The organism is Chryseobacterium sp. FH1 (genome assembly GCF_000735135.1).
In the GTDB taxonomy this organism is placed as follows: Bacteria; Bacteroidota; Bacteroidia; order Flavobacteriales; family Weeksellaceae; genus Epilithonimonas.
Map to the genome: position 1 here is coordinate 51080 of NZ_JPLZ01000007.1, position 25514 is coordinate 76593.

Genomic DNA, 25514 nt, shown 5'->3' on the forward strand with positions numbered 1-25514 from the left:
CAATACGATTTGTGATTTTGTCTATGTTAATGATTTTTGGCAGGTGTGTTGGGTGGGAGGGTTGGAGTGTTTTAGTGATTTTGAGATGAACAGTGACAACTTTAATAATAAACAATGGTTTTATTAAATGTCAGGCTGAACGGCATCGAAGCCTCTTGCGAAAATCAGGATAATCGCAAAAAATCAGGACAATCATAAAAAACTAAAGACTTTCTAAAGTATTATTAATATTTTTGACACTTAAAACCCCGAAACACAACTCAGGATGGGAGAAAAATTACAATGGGCAACGCTGAAGAACTTTCCTTGGATGGTTTTTTTTGTTGCGATTTTTATCTGGATTGCCATTGCCGGTGCCAATTTTTATTATCAGATGCAGGGCGGTTTTACAGGAACTGGTCCGCTTTTCCCGATTTCTGTCATCTATCCTAATCAATTTCTTTGGAGCGGATTTGTGTTCGCCTTTCTCTTTTTGCTAACCGGAGTTTACGCTTTCAACTATTCAGGAAAACTGAATGTTTATCTTCTTTTTTTGGTTGCCATCATTCTTGTTGTTTTGGGGAATCTGAGCCAAGGGAACTTTGATATTGCCTTTCTACAGCCATTTTACTTGAAAGGACGACAATATTATGCTGACGCGATTAATATTACAGATGGAACAGTTTGGTTGCGTGATTTCACGAAAAATTTAGAGCATTTTCAGCTTCACACCAGAACCCATCCACCATTTGTCACGCTTTTGCATTATTGGATCTTAAATGTTTCAAATCTTGAAACTTTAGCCATTTCGTTTTTTGCGATCGGCTGTTTGTCTTTCTTTATTTTATATAAAATTCTATATCATCTCGGTTTTGAAGAATCGAGAAGAAAGTGGATGTTGCTTTTGTTTGCGGTGATTCCAGCGGTCAATATTTATTTATTAGTCTCCATCGATTCTTTAGTTTTGACATCAACTTTGATTTTCCTTTTAGGATTTGCGAGGATATTTGATCAAAATAAAATCGACGTTTGGTCATTTCTATTCATCTTTTCAGGATTGCTGTTAACGAATTTGATTACGTTTTCCGGATTATTTCTGTTTGCATTTTTAGGCTGTTTTAGTTTTTACTTTTTACTCAAAGGAAAATGGAATTTCGCTTGGTTGAGCTTGATGGCAACGGTTTTGTTTGTATTGAGTTTCCTTTTGATTTATTCCACAACAACTTACAATCATCTTGACACATTCTTACAAGCTTCACATTCCGAAAACCCCGATGGTTTCAGACTTTTTCATCAGCCTTTTATTTATTTTGTGACCAGGTTGGAAGATATTGGCGAGATATTTTTGTTTTTGTCTTTTGGATTTTTGGCTGTTTTCTTCTCGAAGAGATCTGGAACGGAAGTTTTTGAAAATCCTAAAATCAATATTTTGTTTTTCTCAGCCATTTCCGCTTTATCGGCAATGCTTTTGACAGGCGCTTACGGGACGGGCGAAACGGCGAGGGCTTGCTTGTTTTTAGTACCCTATTTTTTGATTTTGCTGAAAAATATTGATTCAGACCAATTCAGAATTTTGTTTTATCTCTGTCTATTTCAGACGTTTGGAATGCAGATGATTGGTAATTTTTACTGGTAATTTCTTGGTCGGGTTGTTTTTTTACTTAATTTTGCAAAAAACAACTAATGATGAAAACTTACACGGCAGTATTGCCGTTTCTTGTCCTATTTCTTTATGGGCAAAAACCAATTTCCAAATTTACAGGTAATTATTGTTCTTCAGAAAGTTCTAATGTTTTTGGCTTTGTGAATGAAAGTACAAATGATCCCACAAATTATTTTTGGGAATTTGTGGGTGGATTGTCAGCTACTTCTACAATTGAGAATCCGGTCGTCACTTATCCTTCCTCAAGAACATATGTCGCAAAATTGATTGTTGGTAATGCTAATGGAAGTTCAACTTCTACTAGAACTATTAAAATAGCATCTAGCGCTTCTCCAAGATTTTTTTGAATAAAGGATATAATAATGCTAAATAATCTTACGGGTTTGCGATTTTATGCCGCTCTATGGGTATACTTATATCACGCTATTATTTATATTCAAGAATTGGATTGTCTTTTTTTACAAAGAGGTTACATCGGGGTAGATCTGTTTTTTATTCTGAGTGGTTTTATACTCACTTATGTTTACTTCAAAAGTTTCTTTGAAGAAGATATCACGGGCAAGAAGTACTGGAATTTTATTGTAAAGAGATTTGCAAAAATATATCCAATGCATGTAATCAGTTTTATAATTGTTGCAATAATGCTGTATGTTGGTAAATATTTTTTTCATCAGAAAGAACTGAAATTATTTCCAGAACTTATCCCATCAATTTTGTTGATGATTCATTCTTGGGGTATTAATGATGATTATAGTTGGAATGTTCCCTCTTGGAGTATCTCATCGGAATGGTTTGCCTATTTATTTTTATTTGTGCCATTTGCATTCATTTACAAAAAAAACAGAAAAGTATTTATAATGGCAATTCTATTTATAGTTATGTTCTTTATTTTTAAATGGGCCAATACCCGAGATTTCAGTCTCGATAATACTGAAAAGCTAACTAACTTTGGATTAGAAAGGTTATTTCTAGAGTTTATTCTGGGAATGCTTTTAGGTTACTGTAGATTGAATTTTGATATTTCTAGGAACATTTCATTATTTATATTTTCGTTTAGCATCATTTCATTTCTATTGCTACTGTATGGGAATGTAGGTCTCAATGTTGATGCTTATTGTGTTATTCCACTGTGCGGGTTGATTTTCTCTTTGTCCTACCCAACTTATGTTGACTTTTTATTTAATCATAAATTATTGATTTATCTAGGAAATATATCATTTAGCTTTTACATCATTCAGTTGATTCCGTTCTTTATACTCAAGATGCCTTTTCGCTGGTTAGATGCCAAAGATTTACCGCTTTATCCATTGGCAATATTCAAAACTCTCAGCTTAATAGGTTTCAATTTAATTTTGGCAGGAGCATTTTATAAATATTATGAAGAACCTAGTAGGAAATTCATTGTAAGAAAATTTTTAATAAGCGGAAGTAAATAAAACACAAAAACACAACAATTGATGCAAAAAAAAACAAAGGGCTTTTGGCCCATTATTGCTTATCTATTACTAGCCACGCTTATCTATTATGTACTTAATACTAAATCTCTCATTGGTATAGATGATGCAAATATTTATTTTGTCTATATGAGAAACCTTGCGAAAGGCTACGGATTTGTATTCAACCAGGGTGGAGAGAAAGTAGAAGGTTTCACATCATTATTGTGGACATTGATTGGAGCTCTCTTGTTTAAGTTGTCTGAATATTATAACATCTTACTAATAGTATTCAATATCATTCTCATTAGTATTATATTGTTTAGGCTAAGAATTTTTTTTTACCAGAGATTTCCAACCAATGGGTTTAGCATTTTTCTATTTCTTCTCGCTGTATTATTAGTAATACCAGGATTTATAGAATGGACGATCTTATCATTGCTAGAGACAGGATTATGGTGTTTTTTGCTAGTTATGCCGGCAATTGACATTTTAGAGTTTAATGCAGAAGACAGGAGCATACATTATTCAAAATTGAGTATTTATGTTATATTGATGACAATTTGTCGTCCAGAAGCTATGTTATGGATCCCATTTTTTATAATATTCAACACTTATAAAGAATTCCTGATATCCAGAAATAGCAAGTTTATTTTTAATAATATCGGTCTTTTACTGGTATTTGCATTTTCTTTATTCTTATTAGTCCAATGGAGGATTAATTATTTTGGATACCCACTTCCTAATACCTACTATGCAAAAGTTTCCACAAATATTTCCCATAATTTGTATCTTGGACTTAAATATGTGGGAAGCTTTTTAATTTACAATCCAGTAATTACTGTTGTTTTGATGGTAGACTTACTCGGCTTTATCTATCTATGCAAAAATGAAAAGTTGAAAATGCTTATTAATAGAAAGAACTTTGATTTTCTATTTCTCTTTAGTATTTTTTTATTAAGTCTTTTTATTCCGTTTTATACAGGTGGCGATTATTTTGCCAATTATAGATTTATGCAACCTACGATTCCTTTGATTCTAATCTCGGTTTGCACAACATCATTATTTCAAAAACTAGAATCGAAGAGAATTAATGTCCTTTTTGCGATACCAGTTTTAGTTTTATTCGTCTTTTTTTCTTCATTTCATAATTATAATATTATTAAAAAGCATGAGTCCAAACTTGCCCACGAGTTTATTGTGGCAAAAGATGAGAGATTCCATTCGAGAGAACTCAATAAGTTGTTCTCAGTAATAAATGATTTTCCTTCGCAGGGCGTTATGGCGGCAGGTAGTTGTGGTTACGTTTATAATGGAGAAACAATCGATATGCTGGCTCTTAATAATTTGAAAATGGCACACTCGCCACAAGAGTACGACGCAAGAGTGATGAAAAATCATGCGGCTTTTCGGAAAAAAGTATTTTTCAAACAAAAGCCAGATTTATTTTGGATTGCAGGGGATTTTATCAACAAAAAACAAACGTTCCAAAATGTCAAAACAATTGAAATAGATGATTTTAATAAGATTGTTTTCAAACATATTGATGATTTGCCCCAATTCAAAAAAGATTATGTATCGTGTATTATTACCATAAAAGGCTATGATAAATATCTCAGAATTTTTGCCAGCCGTGTGTTTTTAAAAACTCTTGATTCTCATATATTTCAAATCAAAATTAATCCTTAAATAATAATGAAGAATTAAGATCATTATAATAAATGCTGAAAATAAAATTATCTTTGTCAAATCTAATTTCTATTTAAAAGAATTTAATGATAGTACTACATCCAGCTTTTACAATTCTTTTTGTAATACTGATCATGTTCAGTTTTCAGGAAGTGTATGGCAAAGGAGAAAAAAAATCATCTTTTACAATTTGGCTGGTGGCCATTATTATGATTTTACTTGCAGGAATGCGGGGGAATGTTGGTGCAGATTATCCTGTTTACAGATCTTTTTACAATTTATATTTTCCCACAATAGATTATTCCGAATTGGTAGATAAGATGCTGATGCGGAAAACAAGTTTGGATATCGAGTGGATGTATGTTCTGCTTAATAAATTTGTCTTTTCATTTGGAGGTCCATTTCAGTCTTTTACATTTGTAAGTGCCTGTATCACGGTTGGTATAAAACTTTGGACCTTTAGGAAAGACTCAGCTTATCCAGTGTTTTCCGCATTATTATTACTTATTCCAGGATATTTCATTGCAGACAGCGGACACATGAGACAGGCTTTGGGGATGTCCGTTTGTATTCTTTCTTATCAATTCATCAAGGAAAGAAAGTTAGTTTGGTTTCTTCTCTGTCTTTACATTGCTTATGGTTTTCACAAGTCAGCGGTTATTTTTCTTCCCGCCTATTGGCTTGTGTTGATTCCACTGAATGCCAACCGGATTTTCTATGCGATTATCACTTGCGTTATCCTTTCACCATTTCAGGTTTATAACTTATTTTCAGGGTTTCTAAGCAGTCTAAACCTTCAAGAAGTTTCCAATGGTTATAATGGTTACATCGGCTATGAGGACAAGGCATCAACTTTTATGGATGGCACTATGATTCTCAATGCTTTTTTACTGATCATGTATGATAAAGATGCCTGTAAAAGAGTCTGGTATTACGAATATATAAGGAATATTATGGTTGTCGGGGTTTGTCTGTACTTTATATTCAGAGATAATCCCGTATTTTCTACCAGATTGGTAGGTGTTTATATAGGATTTGGGTCATTGTTGATTCCCAATGTTATTTTTGGTATGGAGAAAGTGAACACCAGAAGATTCTGGCATTTCTTTTTTGTGGCCTTTATGATATTTTATTATTTCGTTTTTGCTCAATATCAAGGTAGAGCGGGAAGATTTACACCTGATACATATATGAACTTCCTGTGGAGTTATTAAGATTGATGCTTATGCGCGTTTGAAGATATTTATTTTAAAGATGAAAAAAAACAAAATACTTTTATTCATATTTCTAATTCTTGCCTTATTGATTTTTTTCAATATCCAGGCGGTGACTGGTTTTGCAGGGCGATATATTTATCCGCTGGATGATGCTTACATTCACTTGTCTATGGCTAAGAACTTTGCAGAATTCAGTGTTTGGGGAATTACGCAATATGAGTTTTCTTCTACGACTTCCTCTCCGCTTTTCACATTTTTGTTAGCGATTTTGATTAAGGTTTTTGGAAATTGGGAATATATTCCGTTGGTTGCAAATACGATTGCTGGACTGTTTTTGATTTGGATTTCTCATAATTATCTGAAGCAGTTTTCAAAATTGACTTACACTGTTTTTCTGGCTTCAATCGTTTTATTAATGCCATTGCATCTGATGATAATGACAGGGATGGAGCACGTTTTCCACACCTTGACAATGGTTTTAGTGTTGCTCGCATTCAAAAAATATTTGGAAAATGAAGCGCCGAGAAATTTCTCTAATCTGGCTTTGCTGGCGATTTTAGCAACAGGTTTCCGTTACGAAAGTTTATTCTTTATCTTTTTTATGTGCGTCTATCTTTTCTTTATCAAGAAAGAATATTTTCAAAGCATTGCATTGGGATTGTTTGCGATGACGCCGGTTTTGATTTACGGTTGGATTTCTGTCGATCACGGTTCGTTCTTTCTTCCAAATTCTTTGATTCTAAAAGGAAATACCAATGACGGTGTTGTCGGTTTTCTGACCAGAGTCGCGGGAAATGGTTACCGTGGAATTTCGATTTTAATATTAATACTAATTTTATTAGTACAGATTTTCATCAAATCAAAAAATCAAATTATTTTCATTGACAAAATTAAAAATAATGCGATTCCAATTGTTGTCTTTTGTGGATTTGCAATTCATTTGTTATTTGCCAATTTCGGCTGGCTGATTCGGTATGAAGCGTATTTGGTCGTTGTGATTCTATTTGCAATTGCGCCTTTTGCAGATGATGTTTTTCAAAAGAAAGTCGGAAATCAAGTTTTGAAATTTACAACGGTAATTTTGTTATTAATTACATTCTCAATGCGATTTGTTCCGATGCTGAAACTTCAATCATTAGCTTCAAAAAATATTTTCGATCAACAAATTCAGCTCGCAGATTTTCTTCATAAATATTATAGAAATTCCAAAGTGGTAGCGAATGACATTGGTGCTATTACTTATTTCAACAATATTCATTTGCTTGATACCTACGGACTCGGAAGCATAGAAGTGGCGAAACTTCGAAAAGAAGACCACGGGAAATTTACCGATAACAAAAAACTTCAGGCATACATTTACAATACTGCGAAGTTGCAGGATTTTGAGGTCGCTTTGGTTTTTGATGAATGGGTGAAAATGCCTGATTATTTTTCGAAAGTGGGAACATTGACGATTCAGAACAATTATATGGCGGGAGGAACTACGGTTTCTTTCTATTCCATTAAAAAAGAAAATACAGATAAAGTAAGAAATCAATTGGTTGAGTTTTCTAAAAAGACGCCAAAAGATGTCATCATTAATATTATAAAATAGAATCAATGAACTTCGAAGATTTTATTATTCCACCAAGAAAAGTCCGAACCGAGAATTGGCAGATCGGAGACAAGATTACCAACGAAATCAAGGAAGACAGCATTGTGTTGTTGTTTTTGTCCGATTACCGCGGTGCAAACGGCGATGCCGACAGTCAGGAATTTACGCAAATCAGAAGAGAATTCTACAAATTGTCTCAACTCGATTTTGATATTCCAATCGTGGATCTGGGTGATTTGGTTTCTGGGAAGACGCCTCAGGATTCGCATTACATTTTGCAGGAGGTTTTGTCGGCTTGTCACTTCAAACACGCGATTCCTGTCGTGATTGGCGGAAGCAATGACTTTGCTTTTTCGCTTTTTTCCGCGCTCAGTTTTCATCAGAAAGACATCAATTATACTCAAATCAGCAATGTGGTTTCTCTGAAACAGGATGAAGAAATCCACGAGTCAAATTTCCTAAGTAAGATTTTGGGTTCCAAAAATTTCTCGATAAAAAATTACCATCACCTTGGCTATCAGAAACATCTGAATGAATCTGATTCTGTGAAACTCATCAAGGAAGTTCAGTTCGATATTATCCGATTGGCAGAGATGATGAATTCCACAGAGAAAACTGAACCTTACTTCCGAAAAGCAGATCTTGTAACCATCAACTGTGATGCTGTCGAAAGTTTCAACGAGGCTTTTTCCATCAATCCGCAAGTGAATGGCCTTAATAAAAGAGAAGTTTGTGCCTATATGAAGGAAATAGGACTTGGCGAAAAACTGAAGTCGGTCGGGATTTTCAATTATAATATTTACTCTGATTCTCAGCTCAATCACCAACTTCTAGCACAAATGCTTTGGTATCTGATAGAGGGAATCAATATTCAAAGATCACATCCGAAAGAGAAGTCTTTTGAAACATTTTTTGTTTTGATCAAAGATGAGCAATATGCTTTCAAACGTGATGTTTTCAGCAATCTTTGGTATTTTGGCGAGGATGAGAAGATTGACAATTGCATTCCGTGCTCGCGTTCGGATTTTGACGAGGCGAAAAGAGGTTTTCTAAGTCCGAGATTTACAAGAAATTAAAATATGAATCCTCAATTTCCTATCAAAGTTTCAATCATCGTTCCCGTTTATAATGTCGAATTATATCTGGAAAAATGTCTGTTGTCCTTGGTCAATCAAACTTTGAAGGAAATTGAAATTTTGGTCATCAATGACGGAAGTAAGGATAATTCTCAACAAATCATCGAGGATTTTCAAATAAAATATCCGAATCGAGTTTTTGGTTTCATCAAAGAAAATGGCGGTCTCAGCGATGCGCGAAATTTCGGAATTGACAGGGCGAAAGGAAAATATCTCGGTTTTGTAGATAGCGACGATTACATTTCGGAAACGATGTTTAAAGAGATGTACAGTCTTGCTGAAAAACATCAAGCGGAAATGACGATTTGTAATCTTCAAAAAGTCGATGAGGTCGGAAACGTCACTCAAAAGTTGACCCAACTTCCAGGTTTTCCCGAGAAAATTGTTCTTGAAAATCATCTTTCTGTTTTTTCAGATATTTCCTATTTTGCCTGCAACAAGTTATTTAGGAGAGATTTGTTTAATGAAAAAAGATTCAAAAAAGGAATTCATTTTGAAGATATTGAGTTGATTCCACAACTTTTGCTCGAGTGCAATGTTTTAGCTTTTACACCGGATTTTCATTATCAATATTTGGAAAGGCAAGATTCCATCAGCAAAAGTCATACGATGAAAGGTCTTGATATTTTAAATGCTGTAGAGACCGTGGAGAAATCATTTCATAAAAGCAGATTTTCAAATCAAAAAGAAGCTCTTAAGAATTTTCAAATTCTGGAAGGTATTTACACTTTTCTGGCTTATTTGGCCTTCGTAAAAAAAGATGAGGATTTTTATAAAATGTCTCAAAAATTAGACGATTTTATCGCAAACAAAGGCTTGAAAACTAAAGAAATGTTACAATTTAATCGCTTTGGTAAGAATTATCTGTTATCTTTGCCACTGAAAAAAAAATTATATTACCTCTTATACTTTTTCGGGTTTAAGGGACTTATCCGGAGATTAATAAAATGAAATTAAAATCCAGAAAAATTAAAAGCGCCAATGAGTAATTTCGAAATATTTCTAGAAAATCACGGAATATCTTTCTTTTATTTCAAGATGATTTTTGGATTTACATTCTCATTTTTGATTACCTATTTGGCAATTCCTACAATTATCAAAATATCACGACGTAAAAATCTGATGGATGAGCCAGGAGCCAGAAGTTCTCACCTTCGCAAAATCCCCAATCTTGGTGGTATTGCGGTTTTTTTCTCACTTGGGGTTTGTGCTCCGATTTTCGCTTACGAACTTTTTGACCGTTACAAATTTCTTTTTGCATCATTGATTATCCTCTTTTTTGTTGGGATAATGGATGATATTATGGTTTTGCGAGCTTACAAAAAGTTGCTTGCTCAGATTTTGGTTTCCTCGCTGATGGTTATCTGTTCCGATGTTCGAATCACAAGTCTATTCGGGCTTTTCGGTGTTTATGAGATCAATTATTTTGTAAGTGTCATTTTTAGTATTGCTACATTTATCATTTTAATTAATGCTTTTAATTTGATTGATGGGATCGACGGTTTGGCAGGCAGTTATACAATCGTTACCAGTGCACTGTTCGGGATTAGTTTTTATCGATTGGGGAGTCTCAATTATCCACTGGTTATCCTTTGCGTCATTCTCATTGCCGCATCTCTGGGCTTCCTGTTTTATAATCTTTCAAATAAGAGAAGTTCCAAAATTTTCATGGGAGACACAGGATCTATGATTTTAGGTTTTCTACTGTCCTTTACTGCGATTTCTTTTATAGATATTTTCATTGCAAAAAAGGATGACGTCTTCTATCATTTAGAATCCGCCCCTGTGATCGCAGTAGCCATTTTAATTCTTCCAATTGTTGATACAATTACAGTGATTATCACTAGGTTATATCACGGGAAATCTGTCTTGTCTCCAGATAAGAACCACATCCATCACAAATTACTGAACCTTGATTTGACACATAAACGCTCGACATCTTACATTATCGCCTATTATCTTTTCATAATTATAGTAGCATATTTTTCTCGACATTTGAATGTAAATCTGTTACTCTCATTGATAATGGTACTGGGTTTTGTGGGAGCTTATTTACCAATATTTCTATTGAGGTTCAAAAAAGATTAAAATTGTTATATTTTTGCAAAAAACAAATTGATGAAAAAACGTTATTCATTTAACATATTATTACTGTTTATCCTAGTAGGCTTATCTTCTTGCATATCGCAAAAAGACATTAGATATTTGCAGCCAAGCGAAAGTCTTACCATCAATGAAGAAGGTTTGGTTCCTTACAACGTTCCGGAATATAGGATTACAAAGGGCGATATTCTTACTTTGAATGTAGTTACAACTCCCAAAGGCGATGCGGCTCAATTTTATTCTTCCCTTAATGCATCATCTACTGGTACAGGCAATGTAGTTGGTAGTGGACAATCAGGTGGAGCCGGAGGCAGAGGAGGAAATCCAACATTTTACTTCAATGGTTTGAAAGTAGATTCCAACGGCGACGTGAATGTTTTTGGAATAGGCTATGTGAAGGCCGAAGGTAGAACGCTGGAAGATATGACGAAAGAGATCCAAGAACGGGTAAATGAAAACTTCCTCCAGGGAAAAGCTGAAGCAAGACTTAACTTAGACGGAATACGTTATTACATATTAGGCGATATGGAATCCGTGGAAATGACAGGTGAAAAAACAGCATATGTGACTCAGCTTAATATTATGCAAGCACTTGCAATCAATGGTGGACTCAACCGTACAGTGGACAGAAAAAGCATCACCATTCATAGAAAATATCCAGAAGGCATTAAAACGGCAAAACTAGATCTTACCAGAGAAGATGCGATGAACTCACCATACTACTGGTTGCAAAACGGAGATATTATTTATTTGAATACCAATGGGAAAAGCATCAATGGATTTGGAAAAGAGCCAGTTCAGACTTTGACTACAGGTGTATCTCTCATTACAACAGTAATGTCTATTTATTTAATCATAACGAGATTGTAATATGATTCCTGGTAAAAACGGAAATAGTCCGCAAGAAACAGCGCAAGTTGCTGAGAAAATGGGATCATTCAATTTGTTTGATCCAGTTCATTTTGTGCAGCGAGTTTTACGGAATTGGTATTGGTTTGTTATTTTAGGGTTTCTGGGATATTGCATTTCTTATGTTTATAGTAAGTATTATGCACAGAGAGTTTATGCATCCAGCTTATCATTGAGTATTTCAAATAACACTTCAAGCTATTTCACGCCCAATCAATCCATTAATTTCATCTGGGGACAAGGTGGAAATCAGGATGGGGTTTATCTGAAAAAAATATTACTTTCTAGAAGCCATAATGAATATCTGGTTAAGAAGCTGGATCTCAATACCAATTATACGACAAAGGGTCTTATCAAAACTACGTATTTGGATCAGGAAGATAGTCCAGTATTTTTGGAAATTGATAAAGATCATTTGCAACAGGTTAATTATACCATTACCCTTCTTCCAAAAGGAAAAGATAAATACGAAGTTATTTTGCCGGAGGAAGGACTTTCTACAAATCTGTACAACTATAATACAGAATCTGTAGAGAAGGTTCCTTCATATCCCCGACCTCAAAACAGAATACTATCTGTCAACGACTGGTATGAAACTCCAAATCTGAAATTCAAATTGGTTAAAAATCCGATTGCCAGTAATATTAGTTTGGACAATATCATGGTGACTCTGATTCCTATAAATCAAGCCGTAAATGGCATTATCGGAACTCTTGGAGTAGAATTTGACAAGGAATTGCCTTCTATTATGATTATTAGCAAATCAGGCTACAACTTGAATGGTACCGTTAATTTTCTTAATAATTCTGTTGATGAATTGGTGATCAAAAGACTCTCCGATCAAAATATGGTAGATCAGAATACCGTAAAGTATTTGAGTGATAATCTCTTGAGTATTCGCAAAAAACTTGACTCCAGTGCCACTGTTCTTAATAATCTTAAGATCAATAATCGCCTTTTTGATATGGCGAATATAGACTCCAAAACAATTGGAAAACTCACTGATCTTGAGACTCAAAGAGCAGAGTTGATGACAAAAATCAATTCTCTTAATGATATCAGAGCTTCCGTTGGTACAAATAGTATTGAGAAGATCATTAGTCTTAATATCGCAGGAATAGAAGATGGAAACTTCAATGCCTCTGTTTCTGAGCTCAAGATGCTGTATGCGAAAAGAAGAGAAATGTCGCAGATTTACACGCCCAATTCCGAACCGATGCGGGAGATCAATCGATTGATCAACGAAGCAAAGTTTACTTCGCAAGATGGATTGAAAAAATATTTCCAAACTTATTATGATAAATTGTCTAACCTCAATGCTGATATTGGAAAGATAGATCAAGAATTGGTGACACTTCCAGAGAAACAACGTATTTTCCTGGATGCACAAAGAGGCTATGACATTATTGAGAGTACTTACAACACGTTGTTGTCTGAGCAGGCAAAATCTCAAATGCGTGTCGCAACCAATCAAAGCAATTTGAAAGTCATTGATAAAGCAAAAAATCTAGGACAAGGACCAATTGCTCCAAATATTAATGCTACAAAAGTGCAAATTATAGGTGGCTTACTTTTGATTCCGCTATTATTTTTATTACTTGGAGAATTTTTGGATAATAAAATTAGAAATCTTAAGGAATTACTTTCTGCGACCAAAATTCCACTTCTAGGCGTTGTAGGGCATAACAATTACGATAATAACTTAACGGTTTTAGAAGAGCCAAAATCTTCAATTTCAGAAGCTTTTAGAGCGATTCGATCAAATTTGAGATTCTTGTTTGATGAGGAGCAGAAGAGCAAGGTAATATTAGTTACATCTTCCATTAGTGGTGAGGGGAAAACTTATATTTCCATCAATGTCGCTTCAGTATTGGGGCTTAGTGGTAAAAAAGCTGTTCTGTTAGGAATGGATCTTAGAAAGCCGAAAATCTTCGGTGATTTTAAGATTAATAATAAAAATGGTATTTCTAATTATCTCACTGGGCAAGTCGCATTGGAGGATATTATCAATCATACCAGCATAGCAGGATTGGATGTAATTACTTCAGGGCCAATTCCTCCAAATCCATCAGAGCTTTTGATGAGTGATAATAATATGAAGTTCATTGATGAACTAAAAGATCTATACGAATACATCATTATAGATTCGCCACCAGTAGGATTGGTAGCAGATTCTTTCGAACTGATTAAAAAAGCAGATACCACGATTTATGTCGTTCGTCACGAATATACCGAGAAACACATGCTTCGTATGATCAGCGAAAAATATTTCAACAAAGAAGTAACAAGCCTTGGTTTGGTGTATAACGATTTCAGTGTGAAACAAGGTTATGGCTACGGTTACGGTTATGGCTACGGATATGGTTACGGGTATGGCTATGGTTACTTTGATGAAGATAAAAATTACAAAGAACCAACGATTATAAAAATCAGGAACAAACTGAAAATGTTTTTCAACAGAAAGTAAGAGCCTTTATTAAGGCTTTTATTTTTTTTAAAGACTATTTTCAAGATATGTTCGTTTTTATAACAATAAATTATAATTAGTTGTCCTTATTTAACTAAACTTTAAGAATTTGCTTAAGCTAAAAATGTTTTATATTTGCACCAAAATTTTGACTAATAGACGTTTCAGTATATTGAAAATGAAGAAAGAATTAACTTATTCCATTATCGCCTTATTTTGCTTTTTCAGTTTTGCCAGTGCGCAAAGACATGAGATTGGGGTGCAAATGGGTATAAGTAACCTTGTTGGAGATATTGGAAGAACCAATTACGTTCTTCAGAAACCTATGGGTAGCATCGCGGATTACGGATTGCCCTTCTACGGAGGCATAATGTATCGTATGAATTTTAATCCTTATCAAACTGTAAGACTTAATTTAGGTTTTAGTAATATCCAGTTTGATGACAGATATGCCAAAGAGGATTACAGGCGAATGAGAAAATTGTGGGGGACAAACTCCATATTTTCAGGCGATTTACTTTTCGAATATAATTTCCTGCCAGTCAATGACGAGCAGAAGAGTATGATAAGTCCTTACATCTTTGGGGGTGTTTCTGGATTGTATATGAATGCTTCCAAGCCAGAACTTACAATCAATTCTGCTTCCGATGTACAAGTGAATTATTTACAAAAAAGAACATTTACAATGGGACTTCCTTTTGGAGTTGGTCTCAAGTATAAATTTAATTATAACTGGGCATTGTCTGGAGAATTCCTTTTCCGACCAACTTTCTCAGATCAGGTAGATTACAGCAGTCTGGAAGAAGGCGATGTAACGGTTAGAACAACAGCGCTCAATGACGATCAAACCGCTGCCGTTGTGCAAGGTTTTATTCAGCAGAGAAATATTGGTAATCCAAACTCAAAAGACTGGGTTAATTCTGTAACACTTATTTTGTCTTATTCTTTTGGAAGACCACCTTGTTATTGTAAATAGGAACTATGGACGACTTAAAGAAACTTATAGATAAAGACAAGTTGCCTCAACACGTTGCCGTGATAATGGATGGCAACGGAAGATGGGCAAAATCCAGAGGGGAAGAAAGAACCTTTGGGCACAAAAATGCAATCAAGGCAGTTCGTAATGTGATCAACGCTTGCAACGAGGTTCATATTCCATATCTTACACTTTATACCTTTTCCTCTGAAAACTGGAACAGACCGAAGGAAGAAGTAGATACATTGATGAATCTTCTCTCAGAGACACTGCTTTTGGAAGCAGAAGAGATTTTTTCCAAAGGATTGAGGATGCACGTGATCGGTGATATTTCCACATTGCCAGATTTGGTAAAGGAGCAATTGATGAATGTTGTAGAGCTTACCAAAAACAACACCGGCGGAAACTTGATTTTAGCGTTGAGCTACGGTTCTCAGAAGGAGATTCTGAAAGCTGTAAAAGAAATCAGTGAAGACGTAAAAGACGGAAAACTTAACTTGGATGAAATCGATGAGAAATGCTTCGAAAATCATCTTTATACAAAGGATTTTCCACAAGTGGATCTAATGATAAGAACAAGCGGAGAAGTGCGAATCAGCAACTTTTTGCTTTGGCAAATCGCTTATGCTGAACTTCAGTTTTTGGATGTACTTTGGCCAGATTTTACAAAAGATACGTTTTTCCAATGCATTTTGGATTATCAAAATAAGGAAAGAAGATACGGAAAGACCAGCGAACAGCTACTTTCATAATATATTTTAGAAAAGAGACTTCAATTAGAATGAAATTAAGAATCATACCCATCATTATGTTGACAGCTTCCGCGTATTTCCACGCACAAGTTGTTCCACAGGGTACCAATGCAGAAAACACAGAACTTGCAGCAGACCAAAATCAAGAATATGTTTTGAAAGACATCGTGGTAGACGGGGTCAAAAGATACACGCCAGCTCAGATTTTGCGTTTCACAGGACTTGTGAAAGGAGAGAAGTTAGAAATTCCGGGGCAGAGAGTTAGCAACGCTATCAAGAAACTTTGGGAGACGCAATCTTTTTCTAAAGTCGAGGTTTACATTCAGGATGTTGAAGGGCAGAATGTTGTCCTGCAGTTCTCTTTGCAAGACCTTAAAGAACTTGGAGAAGTAAAATTTACGGGTAAAGGAGTTGGGAAATCTAAGAATGAAAAACTCATCAAGGATAACAACCTGAAACCTGGAACCAAGATCAATAACAACTTGGTTTCCAGTTTACAAAACAAAATCCCTCAAGAGTATATTGCGAAAGGATTTGCTGATGCCAAAATTAATATCGTAGAAAAAGCCAATGGCGGAGATGCCAATCTGGTAGACTGGACAATCGAAGTTTCGAAAGGTAAAAAAGTCAAAATCGATAAAATTGAATTTGAAGGAAATACCGCTGTTACAGATAGAAAACTTAGAAAAAACGGTTTCAAAGATACCAAGCAGAAGAGATTCCTTTTGGGGATTTTGAAGCCTTCCAAGTTTGTTCAGGATAAATATGATGAGGATAAAAGAAACTTGATCAGTTACTACAACTCATTAGGATTCCGAGATGCGACCATTGTTTCAGACTCTATTACTAGAAATGAAAAAGGCTACAACATCAATGTGAAATTGAATGAGGGTAAAAAATATTATATAGGTGATATCAATTTCATTGGTAATACAACTTTCACGACCGAATTTTTACAAAGGATCTTAGGATATAAAACGGGAGATATCTACGATGCAGTTGGATTCAACAAAAAAGTTGGAGATGACGGTGGAAAGGAAGATGATTCTGATATCAAATCCACTTATATGAACAATGGATTCCTGTTTTCAAACGTTACACCAATTGAAAAATCCATCAAAGGAGATTCTATCAACCTTGAGATCAGAATCAACGAAGGTGAAAAGGCAACTTGGAACCGTGTCACTTGGTCTGGAAATACCACGACACATGATCACGTGATCTTGAGAGCACTTAGAACAAAACCAGGTGCTTTGTTTGCAAAAACAGAAATCAAAAGGACTTATTTCGAATTGGCTGGGATGCAATTCTTTGATCCACAGCAAATTGGAACGGATGTGAAACCAAATCCACAAGACAACACTGTGAATATGCACTGGACGCTTGTAGAAAAAGGATCTTCCCAGGTTCAATTGCAAGCGGGTTACGGTGGTGGATCTTTCATCGGAACGCTTGGTTTGACCTTCAATAATTTCTCTTTGAGAAACTTCCTGAAATTCAAAGATTTCAAGCCAGTCCCTCAAGGTGACGGACAAACTTTGTCACTTCAGGCGCAAGCAGGACAATTTTTTACCAATTATAGTGTTTCATTTACAGAGCCTTGGGTTTTTGGAACGAGACCAACTGCGCTTAGTGTAGGTTTCAACTATTCCAACGTAAATTACAATCTATCAACTGGAGATCAGAAAATGGACATTTTCTCTGCAACAGCAGGTCTTACAAGACTATTGAAGTGGCCGGATGATTATTTTGCACTTTACACGGGAATTCAATATCAGAGTTATAACTTTAGCAACTATCCATTTAACTTTGGTGATGTTGTAGAAAATAATGGTAGTACGAAATCATTTAGTTTCAATATCGGTTTGAGCAGAAGTTCTGCCGGATTAGATCCAGTTTTTCCAACTTATGGTTCCAATGTGGAAGCTTCTTTGAAATTTACGCCACCATATTCCTGGTTCAGCAACAAAGATTATTCTACCATGACGACTTTGGACAAGTACAAATGGATGGAATTCTACAAAGTGAAGTTGAAAGCTGATTTCTACAACGAGGTAATTGGGAAATTGGTTCTAAGAACGACTGGAGAAATGGGATATTTGAATGGATATACAAAAGAACTAGGTCCACCGCCGTTTGAAAGATATTATGTTGGAGGTGTTGGATTGTTCAACGGTAGATTTGATGGTAGAGAATTGGTGCCATTGAGAGGATATGAAAATGCTTCTTCCACAGGTTTTAGTCCATCTTCAACTTATGATATCACGCCTTATGGAGGTGCAACGATTTATAATAGATTTGCAGCAGAATTGAGATATCCAATTTCTATGAACCAAACAGCGAAAATTTTCGTTCTTACATTTGTAGAAGCTGGTAATGCCTGGAATAGTTTCGGAACCTACAATCCATTTAAGTTGAAAAGATCCGCTGGGCTTGGTATCAGGGTATCAATGTCAGCATTTGGATTGATAGGATTTGACTTCGCTTACGGATTTGATAGAACTCTTGGAAGTTCTGAACCATCTGGATGGCAACAGCATTTCTTGATGAATCAACCATTATAAAATAATTTTTTATTTTTACACGATGAAAAAAATAGCTTTAATTGTAACAATTATCTTTACCGCAACACAAATCTATGCACAGAAGATTGGCGTTGTAGATACCAACTATGTCTTGAGCAAACTACCTCAGTACAAAGAAGCTGAAAACAGGCTTAATACTCAGGTGACACAATGGCAAGCAGATTTGCAAAAATTGCAGGCGGAATATGAGAGAAAAAGAGAAGCTTTTGAGAACGAAAAAGTATTGCTCGTAGGAGATCAGCTTAAACTAAGAGAGAAGGAAATTGTAGATATGGAAACCAATATCCGTAACACAATTGGGGCAAGATTCGGATCAAATGGAGAGGTCAATCAATTGAGGTCAAACCTTACAAAACCATATCAAGATCAGATCTGGAATGCGATCAAAACGGTTTCTACCAAGAATAACTTGGGCATAGTTCTTGATAAAAGTAACAACATTAGTGTAATCTTCTTAGACAAGAAATACGATTACACAGAAGCCGTGCTCAATCTTTTGGGGAAAAGCCTTCCAAAAGGTGAGGAGGTTAAAAATGAGCCAGTGAAAGGTGGTCGCCCTTCAAATAACAATAAATCTGGAAAACAAAGAAACTTCAATTCTACAAAACAATCTACACCCGCAGAATCTGGAATTGAGAGAAGAAAATAGTAAATTAAATATAAATTATAAACATAACTTTTTAAAATGAACAAATTAAATGTAGTATTGGTAGCCGTTGTAATGGTTTTCGCAACTGGATTTGCACAAGCACAAAAATTAGCTTTTGTAGACGTAAACGCAATTTTTACATCAATGCCAGAAATGAAAGCTTTGGATCAGCAATTGCAAAACTTACAGACTTCAAAGCAAGGTGAGTTGGAAAAACAAGGGAAGTCTCTTCAAGATTTGATGGCGAAATATCAAACTGAAGCTGCAAAACAAACGCCAGCTATCAACGAACAAAGAAGCCAAGAGGTTCAAAAACTTCAAGATAATCTTCAGCAACTTTACGCTGCTGCACAAAAAGATATCGCTGAAAAAAGAGATGCAGGTTTAGCGCCAATTGAGAAAAAAATCAATGATGCTATTTCTAAAGTTTCTAAAGCAGCAAAATACGAGTATGTATTTGATTCTTCTACGCCAGCTTTGTTGTACAAAGATAGTATCGACGCTACTCCAGCTGTAAGAAAAGAATTAGGTCTTTAATCCGAATACAATTAAAATAATGAAAACCGTCTCGTTTTATTAACGGGACGGTTTTTTAGGAAAAATTAATATGGACAAAGAATTTTCATCTACCGTAAAAATCCGTTTTGCAGATTGCGACCCGATTGGGCATCTCAACAACGTGAAATATTTGGAGTATATGCTCAATGCAAGAGAAGACCATGTGGAACAAAACTACGGATTTACTTATGAGCAATATACCAGAGAAACTGGTTGCACTTGGGTTACGATTCAAAATGAAATTGCTTATCTAAAGGAAGTAAGGTACAATTCCACAGTCAACATCACCAGCAAAACGATTATGGTTGATGACATCACTGCGGTTGTAGAATTGCTAATGAAGGATGAAAATGGAAAGGTAAATGCAGTATTTTGGTTGACGGTGATCTACTTCAATATGAAAACGAGAAGAGCTGAAAAAATGCCAGATGCAACTTTGGAGAAATTCGCTCACTTTCTAGTCCAGATTGATCATAAAACATTTAAAGAAAGAGTCACTTTTTTCAGAAATCAAAATAGAACAAAGTAATTATGAAAAGAATTTTAGTTGTTGGCGGAAATGGCCAATTGGGTCATTGCCTTCAAAAATTAGCACCAAAATACCACGATGTTTTCGACTTCAATTTCACAGGATCTCAAGCTTTGGACATTACAGATAGAGCTCAGATTGAAAAGGAATTTGAAGAGTACAAACCAGATTTTGTCATCAATGCTTCGGCTTACACAGCTGTAGATTTGGCGGAGAAAGAAGAGGAAAAGGCTTTTGCAGTAAATGCAATTGGTGTTGGTAATTTGGCAGAAGTGTCAAAAGATCACAATGCTATCTTAATTCACGTTTCGACTGATTATGTTTTTGATGGCGAAACCAATTTGAGCTATTCAGAAGATGATTTCACAGATCCAATCGGCGTTTATGGTGCATCCAAAAGAAAAGGCGAGGAATTGGCTTTGGAAAGCAATCCAGAGACCGTGATTCTGAGAACATCTTGGTTGTATTCAGAATTTAACAAGAACTTTGTGAAGACAATGTTGCATTTGTTTAATGTAAAAGACGAATTGGGAATTGTAGGCGATCAACACGGACAGCCAACCAACGCAAACGATTTGGCAGAAGCGATTATGGAAATCATCGAGGCTGAAAATAAAACTTTCGGAATCTACCATTTTTCGAATTATCCAGAAACCACATGGTTTGATTTTGCAAATAAAATAAAAGAATTCTCAGGTTCTTCCGTTTCATTAAAATCAATCACGACTGAGGAATTTCCGACGCCGGCAAAGCGCCCAAAAAGAAGCACAATGTCTTTGGACAAGATTGAGAAAGATTACAACATCGAACCAAGACATTGGGAAAACAGCCTTCAGGATTGTGTAGAAATCCTAAAATTAACGAATGCGTAAACTCCTATTTTTAATTGGTTTTTTTTGTTTTCAATTCTTTCACCTTCAGACAGTTACGCTGAATAAGGTTGAAAAGACGAGTGATAATAAGGACAAGTTTTTTTATCTAATCAACGATGCTTCGAAGTCAGAATATTTGGGTGAAATTTTAGTGAATGCTTTCTCAAATGACGACGTAGAGATCTTCGGCGAGATTTATAAAAAAGCGAAACAGGTTGGTGCTAACAGTTTTTCATTAAAACCGATTGAAAACATTGACGGCACTTTTCAAAACTTCAATCCGGCTTATTACATTTTGAATTTGTACTACACGAATCTTGATAATATTCCCAACGAAGAAAATGTCGCTTACTTGGTTTCGTCCTCAGACAAAAAACAGAAAATCAATATCAACAACAAAAGCACCGAGTTGCCAGCCAGAAGTTTCATCAAACTCAATTTGAACGAAAGTGAAGTTATGTCAGTCTCGACCAGAAAATTGTTAGGATCAACGGTAAAATTGTCAGCAAAAGCCGGACAGCCATCTTTGTACCTTTCGTTGACGGATTTCAAAATTCGTAGCAATGATAGTCTCTACGGCGGTGTCAACCTCAAATCGGGCGATATTACGGGCTTGGAAAAATCGTTTGGTATGTTTTTGACTACAATCTACACAGAACAGAAAAAAGATTAATGTTGATAAGTTATCATATACGAATGACTTATTTTCAGAATAAATTTAATTAACTTTATACAAGCAGATTTCAGAACCGGGCATTTGTAATTCTCAACACTCAATCTCTAGTCTAAATCTATATACTATTGGAAGAATTTTTTGAAAACGAGCTTGCTAAAAAGTTCGAAGAGATGATAGAAAACAATGAAGAATTCTATTTCGATACAGAAGAATACATAGAAATCATCATCTACTATCTGGAGCTTGGAGACTACAGCTATGCGGAAATGGCCGTAAACCACGCTCTCGGCATTCACCCAAATTCTCTGGAGATCAAAACCAAGCAATTGGAAGTTTTCCTGGAGTTGGAGCGTTATGTGAAAGCCAAAGAATTGATAGACGAGTTGCATCAATCCTCTTTGGAAGACACAGATTTTCTCGTGTGTTGCGCCAAATATTACTCAAATCTCGGAAACCCGAAAAAATCCATCGAATATTGCCAACGTGCTTTGCAATTGGAAGAGGAAGAAAATTTCCTCCACAATTTCATCGCCGACGAATATGTCAATCTGGACGACCCATTCAATGCGCTGAAACATTACACATCAGCTTTGGAGTTTGATCCCTACGACGACTATTCTTTGGAAAACGTGATGGTTTGTTACAGCAAGCTCAACCGCTCGCAGGAAGCTTTGGATTTCCTCAATCAATATCTGGACAAGTTTTCTTTTTCAGAAACCGCTTGGTACGAGTATGGTCAATTCCACTTCAACAAGAAAAATTACGAGGAGGCTATCAAAGGATTCGATTATCTTTTGGCAATCAACTCTTTAGCTGTCGGCGTTTATGCCAACAAGGCCGCGTGTTTTGAAGCAATGGGAGAGTGGGACAAGGCTATTGCAGTTTACGAGGAAATGTTGGATTTGGAGTACACCAAGGCCTTCACTTTCTACAAAATCGGATTGTGCTACAAAGAAGCCAAGAAATTGGTTCCAGCTTTGACGTCGTTCCAAAAAGCATTGAGAGAAGACCCACAATTCTATCTGGCGATGACGGAGCAGTCTTTGATCTACGAAGAATTAGGAAATACAAAAGAGGCGCTTTATTTCGCTCAGGAAGCCGCTACGCTCAATGAGGGAAATGCCGATTATCAAAAGCGTTTGGCGTTTCTCTATATTACTTGTGGCGATTACGAGGAAAGCTTGACTTGCCTCAAAAAATTGATTGAAACTGAGCCAACCAGATTTTACAATTGGTACGCCTACTCAGAAGTTTTGATGTTGATTGGTGAGTACGAAGACGCCATCACCATATTGGAAAAGGGTTTGCTGGCGCATCCCCGTGCAGAATTGTATTATCAATTGAGCAATTGTTACTTCCATTTGAAACATGAGACAGAAGGCGTAGCACAGCTTAAAAAAGCTTTGGATTTGGACCCATCTCTCAGCAAAGATATGCAACAGAAATATCCATCGATAAAAGAACAGGTCAAAAAAATTAAGGCCAAAAAGAAATAAAACAAAAGCTCAGATTCGTCTGGGCTTTTTCATTTTTATGAGCCGGGAACCTGCTTTCCGTTGCAATTCCTCGCAAGCCAGCCTGTCCTGAGCCTGTTGAAGGGCTTGCTGTGGGATTTCCACTCCAATCAGGGCTAGGGATTTCCATTTCGATTAAACTTTTGTCTATAAAACAATATTCTATCTTTTGAGATTTCATTTAGACAGCCACGAAGTGGCTCAATATTAATAGCGTCGGGTGAAACGCGATGTCAATTAGACACCATTATAAAAGAGACCTGCAGGGGCGAAATGTTTAATCAACCTTCAAAGTCAAATTATTATCATTCGGATTTCCATTCGTATTGAGTGCCCTGTAAGGCGTAGAGAGCCAGCCATTTTTGTTCATCAAATCGGAACTCATACGTTTTTCCTTTCCCGAATTGAGATTTCGGCAACTGTCTTCGAATCACGTTTTGTCAATTAAAAAACATCTTCTGTTTTCTGTCGTTCTCAAAAAAAATTTATTTAGACAGCCACGGAGTGGCTCAATGTTAGTAGCGTCGGGTGAAACCCGATGTTCAATTAGACGCCACGATTAAAAAGCCCTGAAGGTGCGAAATGTTTAATCAAACGTCAAAGTCAAATTATTATCATTCGCATTCCCATTGGTGTTGAGTGCGCTGTAAGGCGTGGAGAGCCAGCCGTTTTTGTTCATCACAAATCGGAACTCATACGTTTTTCCTTTCTCGAATTGAGATTTCGGCAACGCCAACTCAAATGTATTGTTGTCCTTTAAAACCATTTGATAAGCCGTATTTCCAGGATTCCAATCATTGAATGAACCAGCAACAGCCATCTTCGTTATCGCTTTGGCGTTTAAATCCTTAGGAATTTTGTAAGTGAAAATCACTTTGTCATTCTCCATCCGATAACCATAGATTTCTTTTTTGACATCAGGCTTTTTTATAATATCTGAAGAAACAGATTCTTCTCTGGATAAATAAGGATTAGCTAATTGTTTATCAATCAATCCCGCAATATGGTTGACGATAAAATATAACGGAGGAAAAGCATTGTATCTGTAACCATTTGACATAAAAATGATAGCCAAATTATTCTCCGGAAATAGACCGTAAGCGCTCACATTTCCACCTGAAAAACCGTAAGAAGTAACGTCGCCAGTTTTGGTGATTTCCCAGCCGTGCGCAAAAACATCTTGCTTGTTGGTGTAATCAAACGGTTGCCACATTACCTTTTTCGTCTCGTCTTTCAGGAATTTGTTTTTATCCAGATGAATGCTCCATTGCAGAAAATCAGGAAGCGAAATCGCCAATCCATTGCCAGGATGTGACCTCAGACCGCCAACGTGAGTAGATTTTTTGTACTGTTTGAGAGAATCATCAAAAACATATTTTTGAACGCGATTCGGGATTTCCTCAAAAGAATTGGAGGAGAATAGCACTTTGTTTGTAGCATCAGAAAATTGATTTTTAAGAACATAATCTTCAAACTTTTGTCCACTTATCTTTTCGATAATCATTGCCAAAAGCATAAAATTTGTCTGGTTGTAACTGAATTGATTTCCAGTCTCGAATTCCATTTTTTCCTTTGCCAATCTTGCAAAAACTTCAGCGTTGGAAGCCTCAGGAGAAATATCCTCATATCGAGCAAAATCCGGAATGCCAGATGAATGCGACAAAAGATTCTTGATTTTCACATCCTGCCATTCTTTTGGAAGATGGTCAACATACTTCGAAATTTTGTCTTCAAGCGAAAGTTGCCCTTTTTCAATCAAATCGAAAATAGCAACATTGGTAATCAGTTTCGTTGTAGAATAAACCCTGAAAAGCGAATTCGAATCCACTTTTTTATCAGACTCCAAGTTTTCTCTGCCATAATATTTTTGAAAAATAATTTTATCATTCTTCACAACACCAACCGCCAAACCTGGAATCTCATAAGTTTTCATCACCTCGGTCAGGTAATTGTCTATTGATTTTGCTTGTCTCGTATTTTGACAAAATCCTAAAAATGAAAGATTTAAAAAGAATAGGATTTAAGAAGGCTTGTTTCATTAGTTATCGGTTTACGACATAAGACAATTCTGAGCTTTGATTTGTTACATCGTTTAAACACAATTTTGTCATTCAGAAAGAATCTAAACTGTTATTTATAGAAAGTCTTCGACTCCGCTCAGACTGACAATGCTGAATAAACCAATTAATATTAAAGATGTCACACTGAGCGGA

General features: G+C 35.7%; 21 protein-coding genes. 20 read left to right on the forward strand and 1 reads right to left on the reverse strand.

The window, feature by feature from the left end; genetic code table 11:
• The first annotated feature begins 265 nt into the window (after window positions 1-265).
• From IO90_RS16100 to IO90_RS16195, 20 genes are all read left to right on the forward strand, one after another.
• Window positions 266-1615 carry a hypothetical protein gene (locus IO90_RS16100; protein ID WP_034969620.1) on the forward strand — a complete coding sequence of 450 codons (1350 nt, stop codon included), beginning with the start codon at window positions 266-268 and terminating at the stop codon, window positions 1613-1615.
• 47 nt (window positions 1616-1662) lie between these two features.
• Window positions 1663-1989, forward strand: a complete 327-nt coding sequence (locus IO90_RS16105; RefSeq protein ID WP_131450904.1) for a PKD domain-containing protein — start codon at window positions 1663-1665, stop codon at window positions 1987-1989.
• A gap of 15 nt (window positions 1990-2004) precedes the next feature.
• Window positions 2005-3078 (forward strand): acyltransferase family protein, encoded by a 1074-nt coding sequence (locus IO90_RS18520; protein ID WP_051878851.1) that lies wholly within the window; start codon window positions 2005-2007, stop codon window positions 3076-3078.
• A gap of 21 nt (window positions 3079-3099) precedes the next feature.
• Window positions 3100-4764, forward strand: coding sequence for a hypothetical protein (locus IO90_RS16115; protein WP_131450905.1), 1665 nt, complete (start codon window positions 3100-3102; stop codon window positions 4762-4764).
• Window positions 4765-4850: 86 nt separating this feature from the next.
• On the forward strand, window positions 4851-5978 hold the full coding sequence (locus tag IO90_RS16120; protein ID WP_034969631.1) for an EpsG family protein: 1128 nt from the start codon (window positions 4851-4853) through the stop codon (window positions 5976-5978).
• A gap of 40 nt (window positions 5979-6018) precedes the next feature.
• Complete coding sequence (locus tag IO90_RS16125; protein WP_034969635.1) at window positions 6019-7575, forward strand: hypothetical protein; 1557 nt, start codon at window positions 6019-6021, stop codon at window positions 7573-7575.
• 5 nt (window positions 7576-7580) lie between these two features.
• Entirely contained in the window at window positions 7581-8651 is a 1071-nt protein-coding gene (locus tag IO90_RS16130; protein WP_034969638.1) for a formimidoylglutamase, read from the forward strand.
• A gap of 3 nt (window positions 8652-8654) precedes the next feature.
• The gene (locus IO90_RS16135; RefSeq protein ID WP_034969642.1) at window positions 8655-9662 is read left to right on the forward strand and encodes a glycosyltransferase family 2 protein; all 1008 of its coding nucleotides are present in this window, start codon (window positions 8655-8657) and stop codon (window positions 9660-9662) included.
• A gap of 30 nt (window positions 9663-9692) precedes the next feature.
• Complete coding sequence (locus tag IO90_RS16140; protein ID WP_034969646.1) at window positions 9693-10799, forward strand: glycosyltransferase family 4 protein; 1107 nt, start codon at window positions 9693-9695, stop codon at window positions 10797-10799.
• A 30-nt stretch (window positions 10800-10829) separates the two neighbouring features.
• The gene (locus IO90_RS16145; protein WP_034969650.1) at window positions 10830-11684 is read left to right on the forward strand and encodes a polysaccharide biosynthesis/export family protein; all 855 of its coding nucleotides are present in this window, start codon (window positions 10830-10832) and stop codon (window positions 11682-11684) included.
• A gap of 1 nt (window position 11685) precedes the next feature.
• Window positions 11686-14190 carry a polysaccharide biosynthesis tyrosine autokinase gene (locus IO90_RS16150; RefSeq protein WP_034969654.1) on the forward strand — a complete coding sequence of 835 codons (2505 nt, stop codon included), beginning with the start codon at window positions 11686-11688 and terminating at the stop codon, window positions 14188-14190.
• A 178-nt stretch (window positions 14191-14368) separates the two neighbouring features.
• Window positions 14369-15166, forward strand: a complete 798-nt coding sequence (locus tag IO90_RS16155) for a DUF6089 family protein (protein WP_081871846.1) — start codon at window positions 14369-14371, stop codon at window positions 15164-15166.
• Window positions 15167-15171: 5 nt separating this feature from the next.
• Window positions 15172-15918 carry an isoprenyl transferase gene (locus IO90_RS16160; RefSeq protein WP_034969659.1) on the forward strand — a complete coding sequence of 249 codons (747 nt, stop codon included), beginning with the start codon at window positions 15172-15174 and terminating at the stop codon, window positions 15916-15918.
• A 29-nt stretch (window positions 15919-15947) separates the two neighbouring features.
• Window positions 15948-18482 (forward strand): outer membrane protein assembly factor BamA, encoded by a 2535-nt coding sequence (bamA, locus tag IO90_RS16165; protein WP_034969664.1) that lies wholly within the window; start codon window positions 15948-15950, stop codon window positions 18480-18482.
• A gap of 22 nt (window positions 18483-18504) precedes the next feature.
• A complete protein-coding gene (locus tag IO90_RS16170) occupies window positions 18505-19152 on the forward strand; it encodes an OmpH family outer membrane protein (protein ID WP_076768795.1) in 648 nt (215 codons plus the stop codon).
• A 36-nt stretch (window positions 19153-19188) separates the two neighbouring features.
• The gene (locus tag IO90_RS16175; RefSeq protein WP_034969668.1) at window positions 19189-19689 is read left to right on the forward strand and encodes an OmpH family outer membrane protein; all 501 of its coding nucleotides are present in this window, start codon (window positions 19189-19191) and stop codon (window positions 19687-19689) included.
• 70 nt (window positions 19690-19759) lie between these two features.
• Window positions 19760-20239: an acyl-CoA thioesterase gene (locus tag IO90_RS16180; RefSeq protein ID WP_034969672.1), complete on the forward strand. Its 480-nt coding sequence runs from the start codon at window positions 19760-19762 to the stop codon at window positions 20237-20239.
• A 2-nt stretch (window positions 20240-20241) separates the two neighbouring features.
• Entirely contained in the window at window positions 20242-21111 is an 870-nt protein-coding gene (rfbD, locus tag IO90_RS16185; RefSeq protein ID WP_034969676.1) for a dTDP-4-dehydrorhamnose reductase, read from the forward strand.
• Window positions 21104-21784, forward strand: coding sequence for a hypothetical protein (locus IO90_RS16190; protein ID WP_034969680.1), 681 nt, complete (start codon window positions 21104-21106; stop codon window positions 21782-21784). Before rfbD ends, IO90_RS16190 begins: the two co-directional genes overlap by 8 nt.
• A 128-nt stretch (window positions 21785-21912) precedes the next feature.
• Window positions 21913-23283, forward strand: a complete 1371-nt coding sequence (locus IO90_RS16195; RefSeq protein ID WP_034969683.1) for a tetratricopeptide repeat protein — start codon at window positions 21913-21915, stop codon at window positions 23281-23283.
• Window positions 23284-23887: 604 nt separating this feature from the next.
• Here IO90_RS16195 and IO90_RS16205 read toward each other — a convergent pair.
• Window positions 23888-25321 carry a serine hydrolase gene (locus IO90_RS16205; protein ID WP_316931194.1) on the reverse strand — a complete coding sequence of 478 codons (1434 nt, stop codon included), beginning with the start codon at window positions 25319-25321 and terminating at the stop codon, window positions 23888-23890.
• Window positions 25322-25514: the final 193 nt, after the last annotated feature.